Source organism: Streptomyces sp. SAS_281 (assembly GCF_052542855.1).
Genome location: NZ_JBMNDO010000029.1, coordinates 21383 through 38019, shown reverse-complemented (window position 1 = coordinate 38019; position 16637 = coordinate 21383). Strand labels below are relative to the sequence as shown.

19 protein-coding genes and 1 pseudogene are annotated in these 16637 nt (G+C 70.1%); 16 read left to right on the top strand and 4 right to left on the bottom strand.

Going from position 1 to position 16637, the window contains the following annotated elements; all coding sequences use genetic code 11:
* Positions 1-2: 2 nt before the first annotated feature.
* Positions 3-599, bottom strand: a complete 597-nt coding sequence (locus ACN6LM_RS13730; RefSeq protein WP_445065629.1) for a hypothetical protein — start codon at positions 597-599, stop codon at positions 3-5.
* 130 nt (positions 600-729) lie between these two features.
* Here ACN6LM_RS13730 and hemL point away from each other — a divergent pair, with 130 nt between their 5' ends.
* From hemL to ACN6LM_RS13690, 8 genes are all read left to right on the top strand, one after another.
* A complete protein-coding gene (gene hemL, locus ACN6LM_RS13725; RefSeq protein ID WP_164400089.1) occupies positions 730-2046 on the top strand; it encodes a glutamate-1-semialdehyde 2,1-aminomutase in 1317 nt (438 codons plus the stop codon).
* Positions 2043-2732, top strand: coding sequence for a histidine phosphatase family protein (locus tag ACN6LM_RS13720; protein ID WP_445065628.1), 690 nt, complete (start codon positions 2043-2045; stop codon positions 2730-2732). Before hemL ends, ACN6LM_RS13720 begins: the two co-directional genes overlap by 4 nt.
* A gap of 165 nt (positions 2733-2897) precedes the next feature.
* The gene (locus ACN6LM_RS13715) at positions 2898-4169 is read left to right on the top strand and encodes a hypothetical protein (RefSeq protein WP_445065627.1); all 1272 of its coding nucleotides are present in this window, start codon (positions 2898-2900) and stop codon (positions 4167-4169) included.
* A gap of 67 nt (positions 4170-4236) precedes the next feature.
* Positions 4237-4845 (top strand): TlpA family protein disulfide reductase, encoded by a 609-nt coding sequence (locus ACN6LM_RS13710; protein WP_445065626.1) that lies wholly within the window; start codon positions 4237-4239, stop codon positions 4843-4845.
* 25 nt (positions 4846-4870) lie between these two features.
* Positions 4871-5611: a cytochrome c biogenesis CcdA family protein gene (locus ACN6LM_RS13705; RefSeq protein WP_445065664.1), complete on the top strand. Its 741-nt coding sequence runs from the start codon at positions 4871-4873 to the stop codon at positions 5609-5611.
* 6 nt (positions 5612-5617) lie between these two features.
* Complete coding sequence (resB, locus tag ACN6LM_RS13700) at positions 5618-7339, top strand: cytochrome c biogenesis protein ResB (RefSeq protein WP_445065625.1); 1722 nt, start codon at positions 5618-5620, stop codon at positions 7337-7339.
* The gene (gene ccsB, locus ACN6LM_RS13695) at positions 7336-8421 is read left to right on the top strand and encodes a c-type cytochrome biogenesis protein CcsB (protein ID WP_445065624.1); all 1086 of its coding nucleotides are present in this window, start codon (positions 7336-7338) and stop codon (positions 8419-8421) included. Before resB ends, ccsB begins: the two co-directional genes overlap by 4 nt.
* 77 nt (positions 8422-8498) lie before the next feature.
* On the top strand, positions 8499-9401 hold the full coding sequence (locus ACN6LM_RS13690; protein ID WP_445065623.1) for an aminoglycoside phosphotransferase family protein: 903 nt from the start codon (positions 8499-8501) through the stop codon (positions 9399-9401).
* 6 nt (positions 9402-9407) lie between these two features.
* On the opposite strand, the pseudogene ACN6LM_RS13685 reads toward ACN6LM_RS13690, so the two are convergent.
* Positions 9408-10014, bottom strand: a pseudogene (locus ACN6LM_RS13685) (transposase); the annotation flags it as partial.
* Here ACN6LM_RS13685 and ACN6LM_RS13680 point away from each other — a divergent pair.
* On the top strand, positions 9904-10455 hold the full coding sequence (locus tag ACN6LM_RS13680) for a TetR-like C-terminal domain-containing protein (protein WP_445065663.1): 552 nt from the start codon (positions 9904-9906) through the stop codon (positions 10453-10455). The pseudogene ACN6LM_RS13685 and the gene ACN6LM_RS13680 overlap by 111 nt on opposite strands.
* 423 nt (positions 10456-10878) lie before the next feature.
* Entirely contained in the window at positions 10879-11526 is a 648-nt protein-coding gene (locus tag ACN6LM_RS13675; protein WP_445065622.1) for a dienelactone hydrolase family protein, read from the top strand.
* On the opposite strand, the gene ACN6LM_RS13670 is transcribed toward ACN6LM_RS13675, so the two are convergent.
* Positions 11447-11833, bottom strand: coding sequence for a PLD nuclease N-terminal domain-containing protein (locus ACN6LM_RS13670; RefSeq protein ID WP_445065621.1), 387 nt, complete (start codon positions 11831-11833; stop codon positions 11447-11449). The two genes, ACN6LM_RS13675 and ACN6LM_RS13670, sit on opposite strands and share 80 nt — an antisense overlap.
* A 337-nt stretch (positions 11834-12170) precedes the next feature.
* Between ACN6LM_RS13670 and ACN6LM_RS13665 the strand changes: the two genes are divergently transcribed.
* From ACN6LM_RS13665 to ACN6LM_RS13645, 5 genes are read left to right on the top strand one after another with little or no spacing between them, the layout of a single operon-like run.
* A complete protein-coding gene (locus ACN6LM_RS13665) occupies positions 12171-12371 on the top strand; it encodes a hypothetical protein (RefSeq protein WP_445065620.1) in 201 nt (66 codons plus the stop codon).
* Entirely contained in the window at positions 12319-12744 is a 426-nt protein-coding gene (locus ACN6LM_RS13660; RefSeq protein ID WP_445065619.1) for a helix-turn-helix domain-containing protein, read from the top strand. Before ACN6LM_RS13665 ends, ACN6LM_RS13660 begins: the two co-directional genes overlap by 53 nt.
* Before the next feature lie 50 nt (positions 12745-12794).
* The gene (locus ACN6LM_RS13655; protein ID WP_445065618.1) at positions 12795-14252 is read left to right on the top strand and encodes a menaquinone biosynthesis decarboxylase; all 1458 of its coding nucleotides are present in this window, start codon (positions 12795-12797) and stop codon (positions 14250-14252) included.
* On the top strand, positions 14249-15166 hold the full coding sequence (gene mqnP / locus ACN6LM_RS13650; protein WP_445065617.1) for a menaquinone biosynthesis prenyltransferase MqnP: 918 nt from the start codon (positions 14249-14251) through the stop codon (positions 15164-15166). The genes ACN6LM_RS13655 and mqnP overlap by 4 nt, the downstream gene beginning before the upstream one ends.
* A 42-nt stretch (positions 15167-15208) precedes the next feature.
* Complete coding sequence (locus ACN6LM_RS13645) at positions 15209-15874, top strand: UbiX family flavin prenyltransferase (protein WP_445065616.1); 666 nt, start codon at positions 15209-15211, stop codon at positions 15872-15874.
* A 10-nt stretch (positions 15875-15884) separates the two neighbouring features.
* Here the strand turns inward: ACN6LM_RS13645 and ACN6LM_RS13640 are convergent, their stop codons facing one another.
* On the bottom strand, positions 15885-16022 hold the full coding sequence (locus ACN6LM_RS13640) for a hypothetical protein (protein ID WP_445065615.1): 138 nt from the start codon (positions 16020-16022) through the stop codon (positions 15885-15887).
* Between the two features lie 132 nt (positions 16023-16154).
* Between ACN6LM_RS13640 and ACN6LM_RS13635 the strand changes: the two genes are divergently transcribed.
* Positions 16155-16610: an Lrp/AsnC family transcriptional regulator gene (locus ACN6LM_RS13635; RefSeq protein WP_383303360.1), complete on the top strand. Its 456-nt coding sequence runs from the start codon at positions 16155-16157 to the stop codon at positions 16608-16610.
* The last annotated feature ends 27 nt before the right edge of the window (positions 16611-16637 follow it).

The following is a 16637-nucleotide window of genomic DNA, read 5'->3' as shown; positions in this document are numbered from 1 at the left end:
CGTCAGGGCCACACCAGGCAGTACGCCTGATGCCCCGCGTCGTGCAGGCGGTGGCTGAAGTCCTGCCACTCGTGGAGCAGCTGGTAGACGTTGAACGCGTCGCGCGGGCCGCCCCGGTCCGGGACCGTGGACCAGATGAAGGCGGCGGCGCCGACCGACTCCTCGCCGACGCCGCGCAGCGGGTCGACCACCGTCATGGGGAGCTTGACCACCGCGTAGTCGGGGTGCAGGACGACCAGTTCCAGCGGGGGGACCTTGTGCAGAGGTACGCCCTGGATGCCGGTGAGGACCATCGCGGCCACCGTCTCCGGCTTGATCTTGGTGAACATGCCGCCCATGCCGAGCTCGTCGCCGCCGAGCTCCTCGGGGCGCATGGAGATGGGCACGCGTGCCGCGGTGGCTCCGTCGGGAGCACCGAAATACTTGTAGGTCACCCCCACCCGGCCACTACTCCCGCTCCCGGCCCCGCCGCCTGTCCGCGCCTCACCGGCCTGTATGCCCTGCGTGTGCTCGGCCTCGCGCCGCCGGTGCCGGCCACGCCGGGCAGGCTCGGGCCCCGGGCCGTCCGTCCCTTCGCCCACTCCGCCACCGCGATGCATATCTCATCCACCCGACTACTCACTAGGAGGCACAGCCCCCGCCGCGCAACCCGATCATCGTGTCAGTGACCTCCCCCACGGGCGTGCGGTGAAACACCTGTCCGCAAAGACCGTCCGTGGCTCTGACACCATGGCATGTGTGAGCTTTCCCTATGACGCCCCAGTTTCGCAGACGCTTTTCGACCGCGCGTCCCTCGTGACGCCCGGCGGCGTGAACTCTCCTGTCCGAGCCTTCCGGGCCGTGGGCGGTACGCCCCGGTTCATGGTCTCCGGTACCGGTCCGTACCTGACCGACGCCGACGGGCGGGAGTACGTCGACCTCGTGTGCTCGTGGGGGCCGATGATCCTCGGCCACTCCCACCCCGAGGTGATCGCCGCAGTCCAGGAGGCCGTCGCCCGCGGCACCTCGTTCGGTACGCCCGGCGAGGGCGAGGTCGCGCTCGCCGAGGAGATCGTCGCGCGCGTCGAGCCGGTCGAGCAGGTGCGGCTGGTGTCGTCGGGGACCGAGGCGACGATGTCCGCGATCCGCCTCGCCCGCGGGTTCACCGGCCGGGCCAAGGTCGTGAAGTTCGCCGGCTGCTACCACGGCCACGTGGACGCCCTGCTCGCGTCGGCCGGGTCCGGCGTCGCGACCTTCGGGCTGCCGGACACCCCCGGGGTCACCGGCGCGCAGGCGGGCGACACGATCGTGCTGCCGTACAACGACCTGGAGGCCGTGCGCGCCGCGTTCGCCGCGCGGCCGGGCGAGATCGCGTGCGTGATCACCGAGGCGTCGCCGGGCAACATGGGCGTCGTCCCGCCGCTGGACGGGTTCAACGCGGGGCTCAAGGAGCTGTGCGCCGCCAACGGGGCGCTGTACATCTCCGACGAGGTGATGACCGGCTTCCGTACGTCGAAGGCCGGCTGGTACGGCGTCGACGGGGTGCGGCCGGACCTGATGACCTTCGGCAAGGTCATGGGCGGCGGCTTCCCGGCCGCGGCGTTCGGCGGGCGCGCCGACGTGATGGCGCACCTGGCCCCGGCCGGCCCGGTCTACCAGGCGGGCACGCTGTCCGGGAACCCGGTCGCCACCGCCGCCGGGCTCGCGCAGCTGCGGCTGCTGGACGACGCCGCGTACGCGAAGGTGAACGCGGTCTCCGCCGAGATCCGGGGTCTGGTGAGCGCCGCCCTGGACAAGGAGGGCGTCGCGCACACCGTCCAGGCGGCGAGCAACATGTTCTCCGTGTTCTTCACGGACGGGCCCGTCCGTGACTACGAGGACGCCAAGCGGCAGGAAGCCTTCCGCTTCACCCCGTTCTTCCACTCGATGCTGGCGCAGGGCGTCTACCTCCCGCCGTCCGCGTTCGAGTCGTGGTTCGTGTCCACCGCCCACGACACGCAGGCCGTCGAGCGCATCGCCGCCGCCCTGCCCGCCGCCGCCCGCGCCGCCTCGGAGGCCACCGCATGAGCGAGAAGAATCCCGACGACATCACCGTGGTCCACCTGATGCGCCACGGCGAGGTGCACAACCCGGAGGGCGTGCTGTACGGGCGCCGGCCCGGGTACCACCTCTCCGAGCTGGGCCGGCAGATGGCCGACCGGGTCGCCGAGCACCTGGAGAAGCGCGACATCACGTACGCCGTCGCCTCCCCGCTGGAGCGCGCCCAGGAGACCGCGACCCCGATCGCCAAGGCGCACGGCCTGGACCTCGCCACGGACGGCCGGCTCATCGAGGCCGCCAACGTCTTCGAGGGCAAGACCTTCGGCGTGGGCGACGGCGCGCTGCGCAAGCCGGACAACTGGAAGCACCTGACGAACCCGTTCCGCCCGTCCTGGGGCGAGCCGTACATCGAGCAGGTCGTCCGCATGATGGGCGCGCTCGACGCGGCCCGGGACGCGGCCCGGGGGCACGAGGCGGTCTGCGTCAGCCACCAGCTGCCGATCTGGATCGTCCGCAGCTTCGTGGAGCGGCGGCGGCTCTGGCACGACCCGCGCAAGCGGCAGTGCACGCTCGCCTCGCTGACCAGCTTCACGTACCGGGGCGACAAGATCGTCTCCGTCGGCTACTCGGAGCCGGCCCGCGACCTGGTCCCCGCGCACCTGCGGGCCGGTGCCAAGCCGGTGAAGGGCGCCTCGAAGGGATTCGGGGCGTAGGGGCCCCACGGGCCGAGAGGTCAGCACTTGTGTTCGGTCAACGCCAGGGGCTGGTTTCGTAAAGAATTTTGTGCTATCCGGGGGAACCTCCGTGTGGCTCCTCCCATCTAAGCGATTGCCAGTTTGTATGGACTTAAGGCAAAACGACCGCAGATGGGAAGCCGCATGCGTGAGATCAGCCGAAGGGGATTGCTCGGAGCCGGTCTCGGTGCCGCGGCCGCCGCCGGAATGGCGGGGTGCGGCACCACCGGCTCCTCCGGCCCCGGCGCCGGCGACGGAAGCCCGAGTCCGGACAAGGGCGCGACCGGAGAGAAGGCGGCCGGCGGAACCTCGAAGGGCACCGGAAACAAGAAGGACGTCCGCGCCATCGGCGACGGTTCCACCGCCTATACCGGGAAGCAGCCGAAGCAGCCGCACGCCCCCGTCCCCCTGGAACCCGGGCAGAAGCCGCCGCAGTTCGTGATCTTTTCCTGGGACGGGGCCGGCGAGGTCGGCAACGGGCTCTTCCCGCGCTTTCTGGAACTCGCCCGGGAACACGACGCGTCGATGACCTTCTTCCTCTCCGGCCTCTATCTCCTGCCGGAATCGAAGAAAACGCTCTACCGCCCGCCGAACAACCCCGTCGGCGCCTCCGACATCGGCTATCTCACCGACGGCCACCTCAAGGAGACGCTGAAGAACGTCCGGCAGGCATGGCTCGACGGCCACGAGATCGGCACCCACTTCAACGGGCATTTCTGCGCCGGATCCGGATCGGTCGCCAACTGGACCCCCGCCCAGTGGCAGAGCGAAATCGACCAGGCGATCTCCTTCGTCACCCAATGGCGCACCAACACCGGCTGGGACGGCGAGGAATCGCTCCCCTTCGATTACCGCAAGGAACTCGTCGGCGGCCGCACCCCCTGCCTCCTCGGCCAGGACAATCTGCTGCCCACCGCCAAGAAGCTCGGCTGGCGCTACGACGCCAGCTCGCCCGGCGGCACCCAGGTCTGGCCCGTCAAACGCCAGGGCGTCTGGGACCTGCCGCTCCAGGGCATCCCGTTCCCCGGGCACACCTTCGAAGTCCTCTCCATGGACTACAACATCCTCGCCAACCAGTCGCAGAACTCGACGAGGGGAATGCCCTCCCGCTATCCCGGCTGGCGGGAACAGGCCACGCAGTCCTACCTCAGCGGATTCAAACGCGCCTACGAGACGAACCGTGCGCCCTTCTACATCGGAAACCACTTCGAGGAGTGGAACGGCGGCATCTATATGGACGCCGTCGAAGAGACGCTCAAGCACATCGCCGGAAAACCGGATGTGCGCCTCGTCTCCTTCCGGCAGTTCGTCGACTGGCTCGACGTCCAGGACCCGGCGGTCCTCGCCAAGCTCCGTACACTCCAGGTGGGCGAAGCACCCGCGGGCGGCTGGAACACCTTCTTTAAACGAGCCTGACAACGGGCTTTACGGGCACCGAGGGGGGTGCCCAAGATCCCCGGAACGGCCATGCGAAACTTTTCACATGAGCCATGGCCGCGCACCCCGACGCCGCTTCACGCTGCTCGCCGCTCCCCTGGCGGCCGCCGCGCTCGCACTGACGCTGACCGCGTGCGACTCCGGCGGCAAGACCAGCGGCGGCGGCGACACCAACTTCGTCACGGGCAACGGCGGAATCGCCACCGCGCCCAAGGACGAGCGCGCCGACGCACCGGAGCTCGCCGGCGAGACCGTGGACGGCAAGCAGCTCGACCTCGCCGACTACAAGGGCAAGGTCATCGTCCTGAACGCCTGGGGCTCGTGGTGCGCCCCCTGCCGGCTCGAAGCGAAGTACTTCAAGCAGGTCGCCGAGGACACGAAGGACAAGGGCGTGCAGTTCGTGGGCATCAACACCCGCGACAACTCCAAGAGCAACGCCGTGCAGTTCGAAGAGAGCCACGAAACGCCCTACCCCAGCTTCTACGACCGGACGGGGAAGCTCCTGCTGCGCTTCCCCAAGGGCACCTTCCGGCTCCAGTCCATCCCGTCGACCGTCGTCATCGACCGGGACGGCAAGCTCGCCGCCCGCTTCGTGGGCCCGATGGACGACACCGATCTGCACAAGATGCTCGACCCGCTGATCGCGGAGAAGTGATCAGGTGAGCACCCTCGCCGCCGCCATGCAGAACGACACCGTTCAGAACGGCGCCCTGCTGGTCGCCCTGCCCCTCGCCCTGCTCGGCGGGCTCGTCTCCTTCTTCTCGCCCTGCGTCCTGCCGCTCGTCCCCGGCTACCTCAGCTACGTCACCGGGGTCAGCGGCGCCGACCTCGCCGAGGCCCGGCGCGGCCGGATGGTCGCGGGCGCCTCGCTCTTCGTCGCCGGCTTCACCGCCGTGTTCGTCTCCGGCGGCGCCCTCTTCGGCTTCTTCGGCGACACCCTCCAGGCCAACAGCGGGCCCCTCACCAAGGTGCTCGGCGTGCTGATGATCCTCATGGGCGTCTTCTTCATGGGCCTCATGCCGTGGATGACGCAGCGCGAGTTCCGCATCCACAAGAAGCCGGTGACCGGCCTGGTCGGCGCCCCGCTGCTCGGCGCCCTCTTCGGCATCGGCTGGACCCCGTGCCTCGGGCCCACGCTCAGCTCGGTGTCCATCCTCGCCATGGACCAGGGCACCGCCGGACGCGGCGCCATACTGACCGTGGCCTACTGCCTGGGCCTGGGCATCCCCTTCGTGCTCGCCGCCGTCGCCTTCCGCAAGGCGCTCGGCGCGTTCGGCTGGGTCAAGCGGCATTACGCCTGGGTCATGCGCACCGGCGGCGTAATGATGATCGTGACCGGGCTGCTCCTGCTCACAGGCGCGTGGGGCAGCATGATGCAGGAACTACAGGGCTGGTCGGACGGCTTCCAGGTGGGGATCTGAGTACCAATGAGCAACACCACCTCCAACCGCTCCCAGGAGCGGGACCAGGAGAACGCAGCTGAGCTCGGCGCCGCCGGCTCCCAGCTCTCCACCGCCCCCCGCGAGGAGTCCCTGGCGAACCTCCCCGCCATGGGCGTCATCGGCTGGATCCGCTGGTTCTGGCGCCAGCTCACCTCCATGCGGGTCGCGCTGATCCTGCTCTTCCTGCTCTCCCTCGGCGCCATCCCCGGCTCGCTGATCCCGCAGAACAGCGTGGACGAGCTGAAGGTGCAGACGTTCAAGAACGCGCACACCGTCGTCACGCCGATCTACGAGAAGCTCCAGTTCTTCGACGTCTACAGCTCGGTGTGGTTCTCCGCGATCTACATCCTGCTGTTCGTCTCGCTCATCGGCTGCATCGTCCCGCGCACCGCCACCTTCGTCGGCCAGCTCCGCAGCCGCCCGCCGGGCGCCCCCAAGCGCCTCACCCGGCTGCCCGCGTACACCACCTGGCGCACCGAGGCCGAGCCCGAGAAGGTCCACGAGGCCGCGCTCGCGATCGTCCGCAAGCGCCGCTACCGGGCCCACCTCGCCGGTGACGCCGTCGCCGCCGAGAAGGGCTACCTGCGCGAGGCCGGCAACCTGATCTTCCACATCGCGCTCATCGTGATGCTCGTCGCCTTCGCCTGGGGCCAGCTCTTCAAGTACGAGGGCGCCAAGCTGGTCGTCGAGGGCGACGGGTTCTCCAACACGATCACCCAGTACGACAACTTCAAGTCCGGCTCGCTCTACGACGACGACGCGCTGACCCCGTTCAGCTTCACCCTGGACGACTTCATCGGCACGTACGAGCGCAAGGGGCCGCAGATCGGCACCCCGCGCACGTACGAGGCGCGCGTGACCTTCTCCGACGGCGCGTACGGCAAGCCGCAGAAGAGGGTCATCAAGGTCAACGAACCCCTCGTCGTGGACGGCACGAAGGTCTACCTCAACGCCCACGGCTACGCCCCCGTCATCTCCGTCAAGGACGGCCGGGGCAAGGAGGTCTTCAAGTCCGCCGTCCCGCTGCTGCCCCTCGACAACAACGTCACGTCGAGCGGCGCCATCAAGGTGCTCGACGGCTACCGCGACAAGAACGGCAAGACCGAGCAGCTGGGCTTCCAGGCGTTCTTCGTGCCGACCTTCGCCGGCAAGGGCAAGGGCACCATGTGGTCCCAGTTCCCGGCCGCCGACTTCCCCGTCCTCGCGCTCAACGGCTACCACGGCTCCATCGGCGTCGACTCCGGCATCGCGCAGAACGTGTACCAGCTGGACACGAGCAAGATGAAGGAGTTCAAGGACGCCGACGGCAAGCAGCTCAAGCAGCGCCTCCTCGTCGGCGAGACGATGAAGCTGCCCGACGGGGCCGGCTCCATCACCTTCGAGGGCCTCCAGGAGTGGGCGAGCTTCCAGATCTCCGAACAGCCCGCCAGCGGCTGGGCGCTCACCGGCGCCGTGGCCGCCATCGCCGGTCTCGCCGGCTCCCTGTTCATCCAGCGCCGACGCGTCTGGATCCGGGCCGTGCGCGGCGCCGACGGCGTCACCGTGGTCGAGATGGCCGGGCTCGGCCGCAGCGAGTCCGCGAAGCTTCCCGAGGAGCTGGCCGACCTCGCGGTCACGCTCAACGCCGAGGCGCCCACCGCGCCCGGCACCGACAGCGACGTCGCCGAGGCGTCCTCCGTAGAACCCGCCGAAGGGGCTGAGAAGTGAATCTCGCCGCCGCAACCAACGAGAACCTGGCGCACACCAGCAATGTGCTGATCTATTCCTCGATGGCCGTCTACACCCTGGCCTTCCTCGCGTACATCGCGGAATGGGTGTTCGGCAGCCGCAGCAAGGTCGGCCGCACCGCCGCCGCGCTCACCGAGGAGGCCGCCGCCGCGCCCGGCACGGTGAAGGTCCAGGTCGCCGCCCAGGGCGGCGGCACCGCCGTCCTGGAGAAGCCCAAGGTCATCACCCGGTCCGCCACCGGCTCGCGCGACGTACCGGACGGGCCCGGCGCCGCCGGCGGCACGTTCAAGGGCGACCTCTACGGGCGCATGGCGGTCTCGCTGACCGTCCTCGCGCTCCTGGTCGAGGCCGGCGGCGTCGTCGCCCGCGCGCTGTCCGTGCAGCGCGCGCCCTGGGGCAACATGTACGAGTTCTCCATCACCTTCTCCACGGTGGCGGTCGCCGCGTACCTGATCCTGCTCGCGCTGAAGAAGAACGTCCGCTGGATGGGCCTGATCCTGGTCACCGCGGTCCTGCTCGACCTCGGCGTCGCCACCACCTGGCTCTACACCGACAGCGACCAGCTGGTGCCCGCGCTGCACTCGTACTGGCTGTGGATCCACGTCTCCACCGCCATCATCTGCGGCGCGGTCTTCTTCATCGGCGGCATCGGCACGCTGATCTACCTCTTCCGCGACAGCTACGAGAACAAGCTCGCGAACGGCGAGGAGCCGGGCTCCTTCGCCCACTCCGTGCTCTCCCGGATGCCGTCCGCGTCGAGCCTCGACAAGTTCTCGTACCGGATCAACGCCGCCGTCTTCCCGCTCTGGACGTTCACGATCATCGCGGGCGCGATCTGGGCGGGCGACGCCTGGGGCCGCTACTGGGGCTGGGACCCCAAGGAGGTCTGGTCCTTCATCACCTGGGTCGCGTACGCCGCCTACCTGCACGCCCGCGCCACCGCCGGCTGGAAGGGCCGCAAGGCCGCCTACCTGGCCCTGATCGCCTTCGGCTGCTGGATCTTCAACTACTACGGCGTCAACATCTTCGTCACCGGCAAGCACTCGTACGCCGGCGTCTGACGCGCATCACGACGACAGCTGCCCGCCTCCGGTCCGCCGGGGCGGGCAGCGGTCTTTCACCGGGGGAGGGGCGGCGCATGACCATGCACGACGACCAGGTGGACGTGACCACAGGGACCGTCGCGGCCCTGATCCGCGACCAGTTCCCGCAGTGGGCCGACGAGGCCGTCCGCCCCCTGGCCTCCACCGGCACGATGAACACCATCTTCCGCATCGGCGACGGCCTCTCCGCCCGCTTCCCGCTGCGCCGGGCCGGCCCCGCCGAGGCGCTGGCCGCCCTGGAACAGGAGGCCCGGGCAGCCACGGAGCTGGCGCGCGTCTCCCGCTTCCCCGTCCCGGAACCGGTCGCCCTGGGCGCGCCCGGGGCCGGTTACCCCATGCCCTGGGCCGTCCAGACCTGGCTGCCCGGGACCAACGCCTTCGACGCCGACCCGGCCGCGTCCGACGCCTTCGCCCAGGACCTCGCGGACTTTGTCACCGGCCTCCGGCGCGCCGGCACGCGGGGGCGGACCTTCGGCGGCGGGGGGCGCGGCGGGGTGATCGCCGACCACGACGGCTGGATGGCCACGTGCTTCGAGGAGAGCGAGGGCCTGCTCGACGTGGCCCCGCTGCGCGCCCTGTGGGCCGGCTTCCGGGAGCTGCCGCGGACGGGCCTCGACGTGATGTGCCACGGCGACCTGATCCCGGGCAACGTCCTGGTCCTGGGCGACCGGCTCGGCGGCGTGCTCGACACCGGGGGCTTCGGCCCGGCCGACCCGGCGCTGGACCTGGTGGGCGCCTGGCACCTGCTGGGCCCGGGCCCGCGCGAGGTGTTCCGTCGGGCCCTGGGCTGCGACGACCTCGAATGGGAGCGCGGCCGGGCGTGGGCGTTCGAGCAGGCGATGGGCCTGGTCTGGTACTACGCGAAGAGCAATCCACCGATGAGCGCGCTGGGCCGCCGCACGCTGGCCCGGCTTCTGGACCCGGCGGGTGCCGCCTAGGGCCTGTCTGACCATTCCCGTCGTCGCCTGGAGGGCGGCCTGGTCGGCCTTCTCCGGGATGACCACCTTGATGTGGTGTTTGCGCAGGTGGGAGCGATTACCTCGGGAGGAGTAAGCCTTGTCCCCGGCGACGGCGTCCGGCCGGGTGCGAGGGCGGCCGACGGGCCTGCGGACCCGGATCTTCCGTAGGACGGGGATGAACTGCGGGCTGTCGGCCGCTTGTCCGGCGGTCAGCACGAACGCCGGCGGGCGGCACCTGCGGTCGGCGGCGAGGTGGACCTTGCTGGTCTGCCCGCCCCGCGAGCGTCGCAAGAGGGCGGTCTTCAGGCGGAGCTTTCGCCGGCGGCGGACCCGTCGTGGTTCCTCCTGCTCGGGGGCCGCTTCGGCCTCGTGTCCGCTTTGTTCTTCGGGGCTGCCCCCTTCGGCGGGGCCTTCTCCTCTTCGGCGGCAGTCTTCTCCAGGGCGGTGAGGACCTCCTGGCCGGGGGCATCCCGGCGGCGTCGTGGTGGGCGCGTGTGGTGGTGGAGTCGATGCTGACCAGGGACAGGTCCACCTCGCCCCGCTTCGCCGCCTCCGCGATCAGGTCCTCCAGCAGGGCTTCGAACACTCCGGCCAGCCCGTCCTCTACAGCCACTTCCGCGGCAAACGCGAGATCATCGGCGCCGTCGCCCTGGAAGGCGCCGCCGAGCTGGCCGCGGCGGTTCGTGCCGCGGTCTCCAGAGCGAACAGCCCGCGCGAGCGGGTCGCCGCCCTCGCCCGCGCCTACCTCGACGACGCCGAGCACAACCCGGCGGTCTACGACGCCTTGTTCCAGCTCGACGGCGGCCTGGCGTACGCGCAGGAGGACACCCCCGAGCCGCTGAAGGACGCCTTCGCCGCCCTGCTCGAGTGCCTCGCCGAGGTCGCCGGCGACGGCGTCCACCCGGGGATGTTCACCGAGGTGTTCTGGGCGGCTCTGCACGGCCTGGCGACCCTGACCCGAGCGGGCCGCCTGCTGCCCGAGGACGCTGAGCCGAGGGTGGCGCTGTTGGTGGACCGGCTCGCCATGGTCTGACACACCGTCCCGGCAGGCACGCATCCGGGGCACTCGGGCCCCGCCGCTGCCTGCCTGTAGCAACGCTTCCGATCACTCGCACCCACGGCGCAGCCGCAGATCGCCGGACCCCAGACGGGGCACCCACCCCGGAGACTGCGATGCTCATTGATCACGACCCGATACGCGCCCTAAGGGCTGTCCCGCAATTCCTGGTGGATCAGCGCACGGCGTCAGATGCGGTGCATCGCAAGGCGGAGAGGCGCGCGCATAGTGGATGTATTCGGGCGTTTCGACAACACGGCGAGGTGCCGTAGCTGCCGTCGTGCGCCCGCCGGGAATTGCGGGACAGCCCTTAGGGGCGTGTTTCGAACAATGCCGGCCAGACGGTCACTCTGCGGGGCAGCTTGACGTCCTGGAGCCGCTGGACGGCACGATTGCGGCATGGCTCACATCGCGCTGTTCCACTCCGTTCTTGGCCTGCGCTCTGTCGAACTCCTCGCCGCCGAGCGACTGCGGCATGCCGGCCATGAGGTCGTGGCGCCCGACCTCTACGGCGGTGAGGCTGCGGCCACTCTCGACCAGGGGTTCCGGCTTGTGGAACGGATCGGCTGGTCGGTAGTGATCGAGCGGGCTCGGCATGCTCTGGACGCGATGCCGGACGACACCATCCTCGTCGGTGTCTCCATGGGGGCCGGCGTCGTCTCCGGTCTGTGGGCCGAGCGCCCCGCCACCGCTGGTGTCCTTCTGCTGCACGCCGCGGCCGACATTCCCGCATCCGTGCGGCCGGGCCTCCGCGTACAACTGCATGCGGCCGAGCCAGACCGGTTCGCCCCGCCGGAGCGTGTCGCCGCCATGACCCGGACGGCGCGGGAGGCCGGGGCCGACTTGGAGATCTTTCGCTACCCGGGTGCCGGTCACTTCTACACCGATCGTGACCTCCCTGACCACGACCCGGCCGCCGCGAAGCGGACCTGGCGTCGGGTACTGGACTTCGTCGGCCCGGAACGCCCTACGAGGCTTCCTCCGTGCCGTTCTCGCGGCGCTTCAGCTCCTCCTCGCGGCGGCGCAGGTCCGCCTCCCAGTCCTTGAGGAGCGCCTCGTCCTTCTTGTTCTCTTCCTTCAGCGTCTTCAGGAAGTCCGGGTTGTCGTCCGGCGCCACCCACTGCTGGCGGTGGTTGCGGTGCCACTCGGAGGGCGTACGGCCTCCGGCCGGGGCCTGGCGGACCTTGCCCGCGGCCAGCCACACGATCGGGCCGACGATCCAGAACAGCAGGATGATGAAGACCCAGGCGATCTTCGGCAGGTGCTTGGCCTCGTCCTCCGGGGTGTTCAGGCAGTCGATGAACGCGAAGATCGTCAGCGCCAGCGGCAGAAGGTAGATCAGGGCCCGGAACATGGTGGAGAAGTCCCCCCGAGAAGAGTTGGCGGGGCATTGCCCCGCCCCGGTGACGGGCCCAGGGTAGCGGGTGTCATTTACGTCCCACGGCTAGCAGATGGGAACTGGCGGCGAGCAGCTCCGGGTGCGGTTCGGCCATGCGGGCGGCCGCCGGCGCGGAGGCGAACAGGCGTGATCCGACCAGGGATTCCCCCGTGTGCCGCTCGGTCGCTTTCAGGAGGGCCCAGGTGGGTCCCTCCACGCCGTACACCCGGGTTTCGGTGAGGCCGGCCCCGCGCATTTCGGCGTCCGGTTCGGCGCCCGTGTGGAAGTGTCGTTGATGGTGGCCGAGTAGAGCATGGGCGCGGAAGTCCTCGACTGCGCCAAGCCGATCATCGCCGCCGCCGGATCGACGGTCGCGGAGCTGCGTCTCGCCGCCGCGAGGCCGGCCGAGTGCCTGACGGACGCGCTGCGGATCTCGGAGAGCAGGGGCATGCGGCTGCGGCGTGTGGAGACGGCGGGACTGGACGCGGAGCCCGACTGTGTTCGCGGGGCGTGAGTACCGGGCGGAACCGACTGCGGAGCAGGTCGCCACCGCCGAGGGGTACGGGGGAGTCTGCCGGGCCGTCCGGAACACGGCGCTGGAGCAGCGTGGGGCGTACCGGCGGCGAGGCGCCTGGATCTCGTACCAGGAACAGGCCCGACAACTGGTCGACGCGAAGCGTGACGAGCGGTTCTCGTGGCTTCGCTGGCCGCCCGGACGCACAGCTTGCTCCCCTACCGAGCACGCGGATGTGGTCGGGGCGAAGAACACTCTGGCCGCCGGGCACGGCGGGTACAGGACGTGGAGCCCTCCAGGCGTCGGCCGGGGCCGTGCAGCGTCAACCGGGTCGTCGGCCCACCGGCGTACCACCACGTCGGTCGACGGCTGACGCGGGGAGCCCCGGCGGCGCTCGCCGGGGAGGATGTCAAACTTGTCCGTATGGCTTACGACGATCTTCGATCCCTCCTCCGGGCTCTGGAGCGCGAGGGCGAGCTCAAGCGCATCAAGGCCGAGGTCGACCCTTATCTGGAGGTCGGTGAGATCGTCGACCGGGTGAACAAGGCCGGCGGGCCCGCGCTGCTCTTCGAGAACGTCAAGGGGTCCTCGATGCCCCTGGCCATGAACGTCTTCGGCACCGACAAGCGGCTGCTCAAGGCGCTCGGGCTGAAGTCCTACGGCGAGATCAGCGACAAGATCGGCGGGCTGCTCAGGCCCGAGCTGCCGCACGGGTTCGTCGGGGTGCGGGAAGCCTTCGGGAAGCTCGGGTCGATGGTGCACGTGCCGCCGAAGAAGGTGAAGGGCGAGAACGCGCCCGTCCAGGAGGTCGTCCTCACCGGCGACGACGTGGACCTGGACCGGCTGCCCGCGCTGTTCACCTGGCCCAAGGACGGCGGCTCCTTCTTCAATCTGGGCCTCACCCACACCAAGCACCCCGAGACCGGCATCCGCAACCTCGGGCTCTACCGGCTCCAGCGCCACGACCGGCGGACCATCGGGATGCACTGGCAGATCCACAAGGACAGCCGCAACCACTACCAGGTCGCCGCCCGGCGCGGGGAGCGGCTGCCCGTCGCCATCGCGTTCGGCGCACCGCCCGCCGTCACGTACGCGTCCACCGCGCCGCTGCCCGAGGACATCGACGAGTACATGTTCGCCGGGTTCCTCCAGGGCAAGCGGATCGAGATGGTCGACTGCAAGACCGTGCCGCTCCAGGTTCCGGCCCATGCCGAGGTCGTCATCGAGGGGTGGCTGGAGCCGGGCGAGACGCTGCCCGAGGGGCCGTTCGGCGACCACACCGGGTTCTACACCCCGCAGGAACCGTTCCCCGCACTGACGATCGACTGCGTGACCATGCGGAAGCGGCCGCTGCTCCAGTCCATCGTGGTGGGCCGGCCGCCGACCGAGGACGGGCCGCTCGGGCGGGCCACCGAACGGTTCTTCCTGCCGCTGCTCAAGATCATCGTTCCGGACATCGTGGACTACCACCTGCCGGAGTCCGGCGGCTTCCACAACTGCGCGATCGTCTCGATCGACAAGAAGTACCCGAAGCACGCGCAGAAGGTGATGAGCGCGATCTGGGGCGCGCACATGATGTCGCTGACGAAGCTGATCGTCGTCGTGGACTCCGACTGCGACGTCCACGACCTGCACGAGGTGTCCTGGCGGGCCCTCGGCAACACGGACTACGCCCGTGACCTGGTGGTCACCGAGGGTCCCGTCGACCATCTCGACCACGCCTCGTACCAGCAGTTCTGGGGCGGCAAGGCGGGCATCGACGCGACGCGGAAGTGGCCCGAGGAGGGGTACACGCGGGACGGTGGCTGGCCGGACATGGTCGAGTCGGACCCGGAGACGGCGGCCCTGGTGGACCGCCGGTGGAAGGAATACGGACTGTGAGCGCAGCCGAAGCGACCCTGGGACCGGGGCCCGCACAACCGAACAGCAGGGTGAAGGCGTTCCTGCGGCTCGTGATGATCGAGCACTCCGTCTTCGCGCTGCCCTTCGCGTACATCGCCGCCCTCACCGCGATGTTCCTCGACGGCGGGGAGATCCAGTGGGTCACGCTGCTGCTCGTCACGGTCGCGATGGTCGGGCTGCGGACGTTCGCCATGGCCGCGAACCGGATCATCGACCGCGAGATCGACGCCCGCAATCCGCGCACCGCGGGCCGTGAGCTGGTCACCGGAGCGGTGTCGGTGAAGTCGGCGTGGACGGGTGCGCTCGTTGCCGTCGTCGTGTTCCTCGGGGCCGCCGCCCTGCTGAACCCGCTCTGCCTGGCGCTCGCGCCGGTCGCGGTCGTCCCGATGGTCGTCTACCCGTACGGCAAGCGGTTCACGAACTTCCCGCACGCCATCCTGGGGCTCGCCCAGGCCATGGGCCCGGTGGGGGCCTGGCTCGCGGTGACCGGCAGCTGGTCGTGGGACGCGGTGATCCTGGGGCTCGCCGTCGGCATCTGGATCGGCGGGTTCGACCTGATCTTCGCCTGCCAGGACGTGCAGGCGGACCGGGCGCACGGCGTGCTGTCCTTCCCGGCGCGCTTCGGCATCCCGGCCGCGCTGTGGGGCGCGCGGGTGTGCCACGTGGTGACGACGGGCCTGCTGGTCTGGTTCGGCCTCGCCACGGACGCGGAGGCGTTCTACTGGATCGGCATGGTGATCGTCTCGGTCGCCTTCGTGTACGAGCACCGGGTGGTGCGCCCGCACGACCTCTCCCGGCTGAACCGGGCGTTCTTCTCGGTCAACGGCTTCATCGGCATGGCGCTCTTCGTGTGCGCGCTGCTGGACCTGGTGGTGCGCGGGCTCACCGTGTGAGCGGTGCCGGATAGGCTCGGGGGTGTGGATTCCCGGTCTTCAGTGAGTCAGCAGCAGCGAATGCCTTGGATTGTCGGGGTTTCCGGCGCTTCGGGCACGCCTTTCGCCGCAGCGGTGCTGCGCGGGCTGCTGGCGGCGGGGGAGAGCGTGGACCTGGTCGTGAGCCGGGCGTCGCGGCTGACGCTCCTGGACGAGACGGGGATCGCCTACCGGGACGCGCACTGGCGCGAGGACCTGGCGGCCTGGCTGGCGCGGGGCGCGGACGGGAAGCCGGAGACCTTCGAGGTGGACCTGTCGGGCGTACGCCACTGGACGGCCGGTGACCTGGCCGCGGGGCCGTCCTCGGGGTCGTACCCGGCGAAGGGGATGCTGATCGTCCCGGCCTCGACGGCGTGCGTGGCGGGGGTGGCGCTCGGGCTGTCCAAGGACCTGTTGCAGCGGGCGGCGAGCGTGACGCTCAAGGAGCGGCGGAAGCTGGTGGTCGCGGTCCGGGAGACGCCGTTGAGCGGGCAGACGCTGAAGCAGCTGGTGGCCCTGGACGAGGCGGGCGCGGTCGTGCTGCCCGCCTCGCCGGGCTTCTACGCGGGGGCGACGCACATCCAGGATCTGGTGGACTTCGTCGCGGGGCGGGTGCTGGACGCGGCGGGTGTGCCGCACCGGCTGTACCGCCGTTGGGAGGGGGAGCTGGGTGGCGGCTCCTCCGGCTGATCCGGTGGGGTCAGCGCTTCTTGGGCGCGCGTCGGGGGCCGCGGGTGCGGTCGACCCCGAGGGCGGCGGCGGGACGGTGGGCACGCGAGCGGTTGGCCAGGTCCTGAAGCTCGCGCATCCGGGCGTAGGCCATCTCGATCGTGTACACGGTGTTGTCACTCCTGAAGATTCGTAAGCGATTTTTGGTTGTGCGAGAAGATTTGCAGGCTTCAACGCCTGCACGCCTTGGATTCTACACGTAGACTTGCGGTACTGCTGAACAATGGAAGGTTTCAGTCACATGGACGCGGTGGACAGGCAGCTCATCCAGGCCCTCCGGGAGAACGGCAGGGCCTCGTACGCCGAGCTCGGACGGCTCGTCGGGCTCTCCGGGCCCAGCGTCACGGACCGCATCAACCGGCTGGAATCCGCCGGTGTCATCACGGGCTACCGCGCCACCGTCGACGCGGCCTCGCTCGGCCTCGGCGTCACGGCCCTCATCGGCATCTCGCTCTCCGACGCCGCGGACCACGAGGACGTGGCGCACCGGCTGAAGGACCTCGCGGAGATCGAGGACGCCTGGTTCATCGCGGGCGACGACTCGTACATGCTCAAGGTCCGCGTGGGTGACGTGGACGGGCTGGAGAAGACGATCCGCCGCCTCAGCTCCACCAAGGGCGTCTCGCGCACCCGTACCACCATCGTGCTCTCCACCAAGTGGGAGAACCGGGTCGGGGACCTCCCCGAGGAGGGCTAGGCGTACGGTGGGCGGGTTCGGTACGGC

What these genes read in the sequence shown, in the direction of transcription:
- ACN6LM_RS13730 (WP_445065629.1), bottom strand. Translation starts at nt 599, where the DNA reads ATGCATCGCGGTGGCGGAGTGGGCGAAGGGACGGACGGCCCGGGGCCC.
- hemL (WP_164400089.1), top strand. Translation starts at nt 730, where the DNA reads ATGGCATGTGTGAGCTTTCCCTATGACGCCCCAGTTTCGCAGACGCTT.
- ACN6LM_RS13720 (WP_445065628.1), top strand. Translation starts at nt 2,043, where the DNA reads ATGAGCGAGAAGAATCCCGACGACATCACCGTGGTCCACCTGATGCGC.
- ACN6LM_RS13715 (WP_445065627.1), top strand. Translation starts at nt 2,898, where the DNA reads ATGCGTGAGATCAGCCGAAGGGGATTGCTCGGAGCCGGTCTCGGTGCC.
- ACN6LM_RS13710 (WP_445065626.1), top strand. Translation starts at nt 4,237, where the DNA reads ATGAGCCATGGCCGCGCACCCCGACGCCGCTTCACGCTGCTCGCCGCT.
- ACN6LM_RS13705 (WP_445065664.1), top strand. Translation starts at nt 4,871, where the DNA reads ATGCAGAACGACACCGTTCAGAACGGCGCCCTGCTGGTCGCCCTGCCC.
- resB (WP_445065625.1), top strand. Translation starts at nt 5,618, where the DNA reads ATGAGCAACACCACCTCCAACCGCTCCCAGGAGCGGGACCAGGAGAAC.
- ACN6LM_RS13690 (WP_445065623.1), top strand. Translation starts at nt 8,499, where the DNA reads ATGACCATGCACGACGACCAGGTGGACGTGACCACAGGGACCGTCGCG.
- ACN6LM_RS13675 (WP_445065622.1), top strand. Translation starts at nt 10,879, where the DNA reads ATGGCTCACATCGCGCTGTTCCACTCCGTTCTTGGCCTGCGCTCTGTC.
- ACN6LM_RS13670 (WP_445065621.1), bottom strand. Translation starts at nt 11,833, where the DNA reads ATGTTCCGGGCCCTGATCTACCTTCTGCCGCTGGCGCTGACGATCTTC.
- ACN6LM_RS13665 (WP_445065620.1), top strand. Translation starts at nt 12,171, where the DNA reads ATGGGCGCGGAAGTCCTCGACTGCGCCAAGCCGATCATCGCCGCCGCC.
- ACN6LM_RS13655 (WP_445065618.1), top strand. Translation starts at nt 12,795, where the DNA reads ATGGCTTACGACGATCTTCGATCCCTCCTCCGGGCTCTGGAGCGCGAG.
- ACN6LM_RS13635 (WP_383303360.1), top strand. Translation starts at nt 16,155, where the DNA reads ATGGACGCGGTGGACAGGCAGCTCATCCAGGCCCTCCGGGAGAACGGC.